Origin of the sequence: Streptomyces sp. NPDC047072, from assembly GCF_040643855.1 — a bacterium.
Classification (GTDB): domain Bacteria; phylum Actinomycetota; class Actinomycetes; order Streptomycetales; family Streptomycetaceae; genus Streptomyces.
Map to the genome: position 1 here is coordinate 1 of NZ_JBEYVC010000308.1, position 6,508 is coordinate 6,508.

A 6,508-nucleotide genomic window follows, 5' to 3' on the forward strand; every position below is an offset into this window, starting at 1 on the left:
ATCTTGCCCTGGAGGTCGATGGCGAGGGCGTTGGGGTAGTTCTCGTTCCAGCGGGGGTCGGTGCCCTCCCGCAGCTCGCGGCGGGCCTCCTCGACACACCCGCCCTCCGGCACCTTCTTGCCGGCGACGGTACGGCTCCCCTGACCGGTCAGAACCGCGCGCAACGGCGCTGACTTCGTGGAGGACGGCACCTCCTGCGCGGGATCGACGGTGGGATCGGTCCCGGCGCCGTCCGCGGGAGCGGCGTGGTAGCCGTAACGGCGGGCGGCGGCCTCGTCGTAGCGGACGTACGCGTCGGCGCCGTAGCGGAAGGTGTCCGGGACGTCGAGATTCACCGGCGGCGGGTCCCACCGCAGCCCGAACCGCGCCGCGCACCGGATCCGCAGTCGCTGTTCGGCCGCGAACGCCAACTGGGACTGACGCTGTGTCAGGATGTAGCCGTTCAGGGGCTGTTCGATGTCGCGCAGGTCCTTGAGCGCGGTCACCTTGATCGGGGGAGGCGCGGTGGACGCCGTGTCCCCGCCCGCGGCGGAACATCCGAGGACGGCCAGCAGCGGCAGCAGACCGGCCACCGGCCACGCGACGAGACGTCGTGTCGAGCGCCTGGGGTCGCCCATGAGAGTCGTTCTCCTTCGGATACGGCTGGGGCGGCGGGCGCCGAGAACCCGTACGGTCCCCGGCGCCCGCGTCGGCGGGACCGGTCAGTTGATGAAGTGCGCCCGGGCGTTGTTGCAGATGTACCAGGGCAGCACACCCCAGTCGGTGGTGCCGGTGTGGTTGTTGCAGGTCCGGACGCCGAAGCCGTAGGTGATGTTGTAGCCGGACGGCCGCGCGCCACCGACGGACGGGTTGTAGTAGAACGTCCGCGTGTAGTCGAGGGCGTTCACGAACAGCGAGCCGTCGTTGTTGCCGATCCGCTGACCCGAACCGGTGCCGGAGCCCAGGTACCGGTCGAGGTTGAGGTCCCAGGCGTCGCCGCGGAAGTAGCTGATCGCTCCGCCGTCCTGGTTCCAGTTGCCGCTCCAGCCGTAGCACGTCACCTCGTCGCCGGGGCATCCCGGGCCTTCCGTGGCGTCGGCGCTTCCCGACATCGCGAAGACCGACGCCAGCGCCGCGGCACCGACCGCGAACATGCGCACAGAGAACTTCTTCCCCACTGCATTCCTCCTCGTTCTCACCGGGTTGATGCAACGCGGGAGAATCTAGAAGGAAGTCCGCCGAAGACGTCTCTGGTATCTGACAGGTTCCGCTCAACCCGCTGATGTGGTAAGGCCGCCCGTCACGCGGGCGTCGTCGCCCGCACCACCAAGTCCGCTCGCTCCCGGGTCGCCCGTACCAGCTCCGCGTTGGGCTGGTCCGAGCGGTGGACCCACGCCACCGCGTCCTCGTGGCTCTTGCCGAACTCCTCGTGGCGGGCGATGAGCCGGCGGAGCCGTTCGTCCTCGTCGAGTTCGCAGAACCAGACCTCGTCCAGTTGCGCTCGGACCCGGGGCCACAGCAGCAGGTAGTTGCCCTCCGTCACGATCAGTCGAGCGGTCGGCAACACCGGGATCGCTCCCGCGATCGGCTGTTCCAGGACCCGCTCGAAGCCGGGCGCGTACACGATCTCCGGCTCCTCGCGCAGCCGGCGCAGGAGGGCCGCGTACCCGCCCGCGTCGAAGGTCTCCGGCGCCCCCTTGCGGTCGCGGAGGCCGAGCCGGTCCAGTTCGACGTCGGCCAGGTGGAAGCCGTCCATCGGGACGTGCGCGGCCCAGGGCTCGCCGGAGCCGTTCAGCGCCCGTACGAGCTGTTCCGCGAGGGTCGTCTTGCCCGAGCCGGGGCTGCCGGCGATGCCGAGGAGCGTCCGCCCTCCTGGGGCGGCGAGGGCACGGGCACGGGCGACGAGGTCGTCGAAGGTCGGCGGCACAGGCAGAGTCTGCCATCCGGTCCCGAATCGATGACCACAGGTCGACCAGGCACCCTGGGAGGAGAAAGGGGAGAAAGGAGCCACAGCCTTGTCCTACGACTCCCACAGGTTCGGCGACTCCCGCGGCGCGGCCGGGTCCGCGCCCCCGGACGACGAAGCCCAGATCCGCGCCCTGATCACCGGATGGGCCGACGCCGTCCACCGCGGCGACCTCAGAGGCGTGCTCGCCGGTCATGCCCAGGACATCGTCATGTACGACGTCCCCTCGCCCGGCACCGGTATCCGGGGCCTCGCCGCCTACCGGGCCCTCTGGCCGCCCTTCTTCGCCTGGCAGGCCCAGGGCGCCCGCTTCGACATCGACACCCTCGACGTCACCGCCGGTTCGGACGTCGCCTACGCGTACGCCCTGCTGCGCTGCGGCACCCCCGAGGAACTCGCCGCCCACCCGACCCTGCGCCTGAGACTCACCTTCGGCCTGCGCAAGGAGCGCGGCCACTGGCTGGTCGCGCACGAGCACCACTCCTTCCCCCACGACTGAATCCACCCGTTGGCGCAGCGGATCGAAGGGAACCGGTCCTGTATGACGAAGCTCGGACTGCCCGAAGCCATTCACGCCTGCCTCTTCGACCTCGACGGAGTCGTCACCAGGACGGCCGTCGTGCACGCGGCCGCCTGGAAGGAGATGTTCGACGCGTTCCTGCGAGAACGTGAGGGCGCGGACTTCCGGCCGTTCGCCGACCACGACTACGACGAGTACGTCGACGGCCGCCCCCGTGCCGACGGTGTCCGCACCTTCCTCGCCTCCCGCGGCATCGACCTGCCCGACGGCAGCCCCGAGGACCCACCCGGCGCCGAGACGGTCCATGGCCTCGGCAACCGCAAGAACGTCCTGGTCCTGGAGAAGATCCGTACCGACGGCGTCGAGGCCTACGACGGAACCCTGCGCTATCTGAAGGCCGTCCGCGACCAGGGCCTGCGCACCGCCATCGTCTCCTCCAGCGCCAACTGCCGGGACGTGCTGCGCGCCATCGACGCCGAGGACCTCTTCGACGTACGCGTCGACGGGGTGGTCGCCGCCGAACGGCACCTGCCGGGCAAGCCGCACCCCGACACCTTCCTGGCCGCCGCCCGCGACCTGGGCCTGGACGCGGCCCGGTGCGCGGTCTTCGAGGACGCCCTGGCCGGCATGGACGCGGGGCGCTCCGGCCACTTCGGATACGTTGTCGGGGTCGACCGCGTGGGACAGGCCGACGCCCTACACGCGCACGGCGCGGACGTCGTCGTCAAGGACCTCGCCGAACTGGGAGAGCAGGCGTGATCACCCACCGCTCCTACACCGTCGAACCCTGGGCCGTCCGCGAGACCGCCCTCAACCTCGACGTCCTCGCCCAGAGCGAGTCCGTCTTCGCGCTCTCCAACGGTCACGTCGGCTGGCGCGGCAACCTCGACGAGGGCGAGCCGCACGGCCTGCCCGGCTCCTACCTCAACGGCGTCCACGAGACCCACCCGCTGCCGTACGCCGAGGCCGGATACGGCTATCCCGAGTCCGGGCAGACGGTCATCAACGTCACCAACGGCAAGATCGTGCGCCTCCTCGTCGACGACGAGCCCTTCGACCTGCGCTACGGCCGTCTCGTCGCCCACGAACGCTGCCTGGACCTGCGCCGGGGCGTCCTGGAACGGAGCTGCGAGTGGATCTCGCCCGCGGGCTCCCGGATCCGGGTGCGCTCGACCCGGCTCGTGTCCCTCACCCAGCGGGCCGTCGCCGCCATCGCCTACGAGGTGGAGCCGGTCGACTGCCGTACCCGCGTGGTCATCCAGTCCGAGCTGGTCACCAACGAGAGCCTGCCCGACCCCAACGGCGACCCGCGCGCCGCCCGCGCCCTGAAGTCGCCGCTGGAGCACGAGGAGGACTTCGCCTCCGGCACCCGGCTGCGCCTGGTCCACCGCACCCGGCGCAGCGGCCTGAGGGTCGCCGTCGCCGCCGACCACGTCGTGGACGGACCCGAACGCACCACTCTGAGCGCCGAGAGCACCGTCGACATGGCCCGTCTCACGGTCACCTCCGTCCTGGAGGCGGGGCAGCGGCTGCGGCTGGAGAAGATCGTCGGCCACGGCTGGTCCGGCGCCCGCTCCCGGCCCGCGATGAGCGACCAGGCGGAGGCGGCCGTGGCGGCGGCCGCCCACAGCGGCTGGGAGGGCCTGTTGGAGGAGCAGCGGGGCTACCTCGACGACTTCTGGGGACGTGCCGACGTCGAGGTCGACGGCGACGAGGAGATCCAGCAGGCGGTCCGCTTCGCCCTCTTCCACGTGCTCCAGGCCGGCGCCCGCGCCGAGCAGCGGGCCGTCCCCGCCAAGGGCCTGACCGGCTCCGGCTACGACGGCCACGCCTTCTGGGACACCGAGACCTTCGTCCTGCCGCTGCTCACCTACACCGAGCCGACCGCCGTCGCCGAGGCCCTGCGCTGGCGGCAGCACACCCTGCCCGCCGCGCGCGACCGGGCCGCCCAGCTCGGTCTGAGCGGCGCCGCGTTCCCCTGGCGGACCATCGAGGGCTCCGAGGGCTCCGCGTACTGGCCGGCCGGCACCGCGGCCTTCCACGTCAACGCGGCCATCGCGGACGCCGTCGTGCGCTACACCGAGGCCACCGGCGACACCGCCTTCGAGCGCGACACCGGCGTCGAACTCCTCGTGGAAACCGCCCGGTTGTGGCGCTCGCTCGGCCACCACGACCACCACGGCGTCTTCCACCTCGACGGCGTCACCGGCCCCGACGAGTACAGCGCGATCGCCGACGACAACACGTACACCAACCTCATGGCCCGCGCGAACCTCCTCGCGGCCGCCGACGCCTGCGCCCGCCACCCGGAACAGGCCGCCGCGCTCGGCGTCGACGACGAGGAGAGCTCCGCTTGGCGCGACGCCGCCGATGCCGTGCACATCCCGTACAACGACGAACTCCGCGTCCACGAACAGCACGCCGGATTCACCCGCTACCAGCACTGGGACTTCGACGGCACCGGCCCCGACCGGTACCCGCTGATGCTGCACTTCCCCTACTTCGACCTCTACCGCAAGCAGGTGATCAAGCAGGCCGACCTGGTGCTGGCGATGTACCTGTGCAGCAACTGGTTCGAGGCGTTCCACGACGAGGAGCAGATCGCCCGCAACTTCGCCTACTACGAGGCGCTGACCGTCCGGGACTCCTCGCTGTCGGCCTGCGTCCAGGCCGTGGTCGCCGCCCGCGCCGGACACCTCTCCCTCGCCTACGACTACACGGCCGAGGCGGCCCTGATGGACCTCGCCGACCTGGAGAACAACACCCGCGACGGACTCCACATCGCCTCCCTCGCCGGGACCTGGACCGCCCTGGTCGCGGGCTTCGGCGGACTGCGCCGCGACCGCGACTCGCTGCGGTTCGCACCGCGGCTGCCCGAGCGGCTGAGCCGGCTCGCCTTCAGCCTCCAGATCCTCGGACGCCGGCTGCGGGTGGAGATCGGGCCCGACAAGACGACGTACACCCTGCTCTCGGGCGACCCGCTGACGATCCGCCACCACGGCAGTGCCCTGACGGTCAACGGTGACGGACCGGTCGTACGGTCCGTTCCGCCCGCGCCGGACCGGCCGGCCCCGCAGCAGCCGCCGCACCGGGTCCCCCATGTGCGCTGAACCGTGAGTCGGTTGGGTCAACTCCGGGCGGCGGACGTGGAGGCGGAGGGTTAGTTTGTCCGTATTTCCCTGAGTCGCGCGGAGGGTGGACGATGTCCGAGCAGGTCGCCGTCGCCCCCACCCGCAGACGCCCCTACGGGCAGCTCGCCCTCGCGCTCACCGTCCTGGTCGCCGCGGGCTGTCTGGCCAGACGGCACTGGCCCGTCCTGGAGACCGGCGCGCTGCGCCTCGCGGTCGCCGACCAGGGCTGGCTGCTGCTGGCCGCCACGGCCGCCGCCGCGACCTGGCCGTGCTCGGCGCTCGCCCAGCGGGGCGCGGTGCTACGGTCCCTGCCGCCGGGCCGGCTGGTGGCCGCGCAGTTCGCCGCCTCCGCCGCCGGGCAACTGCTGCCCGCCGGGCTCGGTACGGGTGCGGTGAACCTCCGGTTTCTCATGCGCTGCGGGATGCCGGCGGGCGGGGCGGTGACGGCGCTGGCCGTGAAGGGTGCGACTGGTGGGGTGGTGCGGGTGGGGCTGATCGCCGTTCTCGCGGCGGCGTGTCCCGGGGTGCTCGGGTTCCGGGGCGTCCCCGTCGGATGGCTGGCCGTCGTCGTCGGTGGCGTCCTGCTCGGTGTCGTGCTGTGGCCCCGGTGCCGGCGGGTCCTGGTGTCGATGCTGGCGGACATCAGGGCGATCCACTTGCGACCCGGCCTGGCGATGGCCCTGTGGGGCGGCTCGTTCGGCTTCGTCGTGCTGCACGCCCTCGTGCTCGTCGCCGTCGCCCAGGCGGTCACGCTGCCGCTGGCCCCCTCGCTGGTCGCGCTGCTCTATCTCGCGGCGAGCACCGCGGCCGCGCTGCTTGGAGATCGACGCCCACGAGCTGGACCTGGACGCGGTCCGCGAGGCGGGCATCTTCTGGGTCACCGGCACCGGCCTGAGCGAGGAGCCCAGCCGT

6 protein-coding genes and 2 pseudogenes are annotated in these 6,508 nt (G+C 71.9%); 5 read left to right on the forward strand and 3 right to left on the reverse strand.

Annotation, left to right across the window (positions count from 1 at the left end):
* The 3 genes from ABZ896_RS51655 to ABZ896_RS51665 form a co-directional block, all read right to left on the reverse strand.
* The coding region (locus tag ABZ896_RS51655) for a hypothetical protein (RefSeq protein WP_360946143.1) at positions 1-617 on the reverse strand (617 nt) is incomplete at its 3' end.
* A gap of 84 nt (positions 618-701) precedes the next feature.
* Positions 702-1,157: a hypothetical protein gene (locus ABZ896_RS51660; RefSeq protein WP_360946146.1), complete on the reverse strand. Its 456-nt coding sequence runs from the start codon at positions 1,155-1,157 to the stop codon at positions 702-704.
* A gap of 122 nt (positions 1,158-1,279) precedes the next feature.
* Positions 1,280-1,906: a nucleoside/nucleotide kinase family protein gene (locus ABZ896_RS51665; protein WP_360946148.1), complete on the reverse strand. Its 627-nt coding sequence runs from the start codon at positions 1,904-1,906 to the stop codon at positions 1,280-1,282.
* Positions 1,907-1,994: 88 nt separating this feature from the next.
* On the opposite strand from ABZ896_RS51665, the gene ABZ896_RS51670 reads away from it, so the two are divergent.
* The 5 genes and pseudogenes from ABZ896_RS51670 to ABZ896_RS51690 form a co-directional block, all read left to right on the forward strand.
* On the forward strand, positions 1,995-2,444 hold the full coding sequence (locus tag ABZ896_RS51670) for an SgcJ/EcaC family oxidoreductase (protein ID WP_360946151.1): 450 nt from the start codon (positions 1,995-1,997) through the stop codon (positions 2,442-2,444).
* Between the two features lie 42 nt (positions 2,445-2,486).
* Positions 2,487-3,224, forward strand: a complete 738-nt coding sequence (locus ABZ896_RS51675; protein ID WP_360946154.1) for a beta-phosphoglucomutase family hydrolase — start codon at positions 2,487-2,489, stop codon at positions 3,222-3,224.
* On the forward strand, positions 3,221-5,575 hold the full coding sequence (locus ABZ896_RS51680; RefSeq protein WP_360946157.1) for a glycosyl hydrolase family 65 protein: 2,355 nt from the start codon (positions 3,221-3,223) through the stop codon (positions 5,573-5,575). Before ABZ896_RS51675 ends, ABZ896_RS51680 begins: the two co-directional genes overlap by 4 nt.
* Before the next feature lie 92 nt (positions 5,576-5,667).
* Positions 5,668-6,414 (forward strand): annotated as a pseudogene (locus tag ABZ896_RS51685) (TIGR00374 family protein); the annotation flags it as partial.
* A pseudogene (locus tag ABZ896_RS51690) lies at positions 6,389-6,508 on the forward strand (5-dehydro-2-deoxygluconokinase); the annotation flags it as partial. The pseudogenes ABZ896_RS51685 and ABZ896_RS51690, both read left to right, overlap by 26 nt.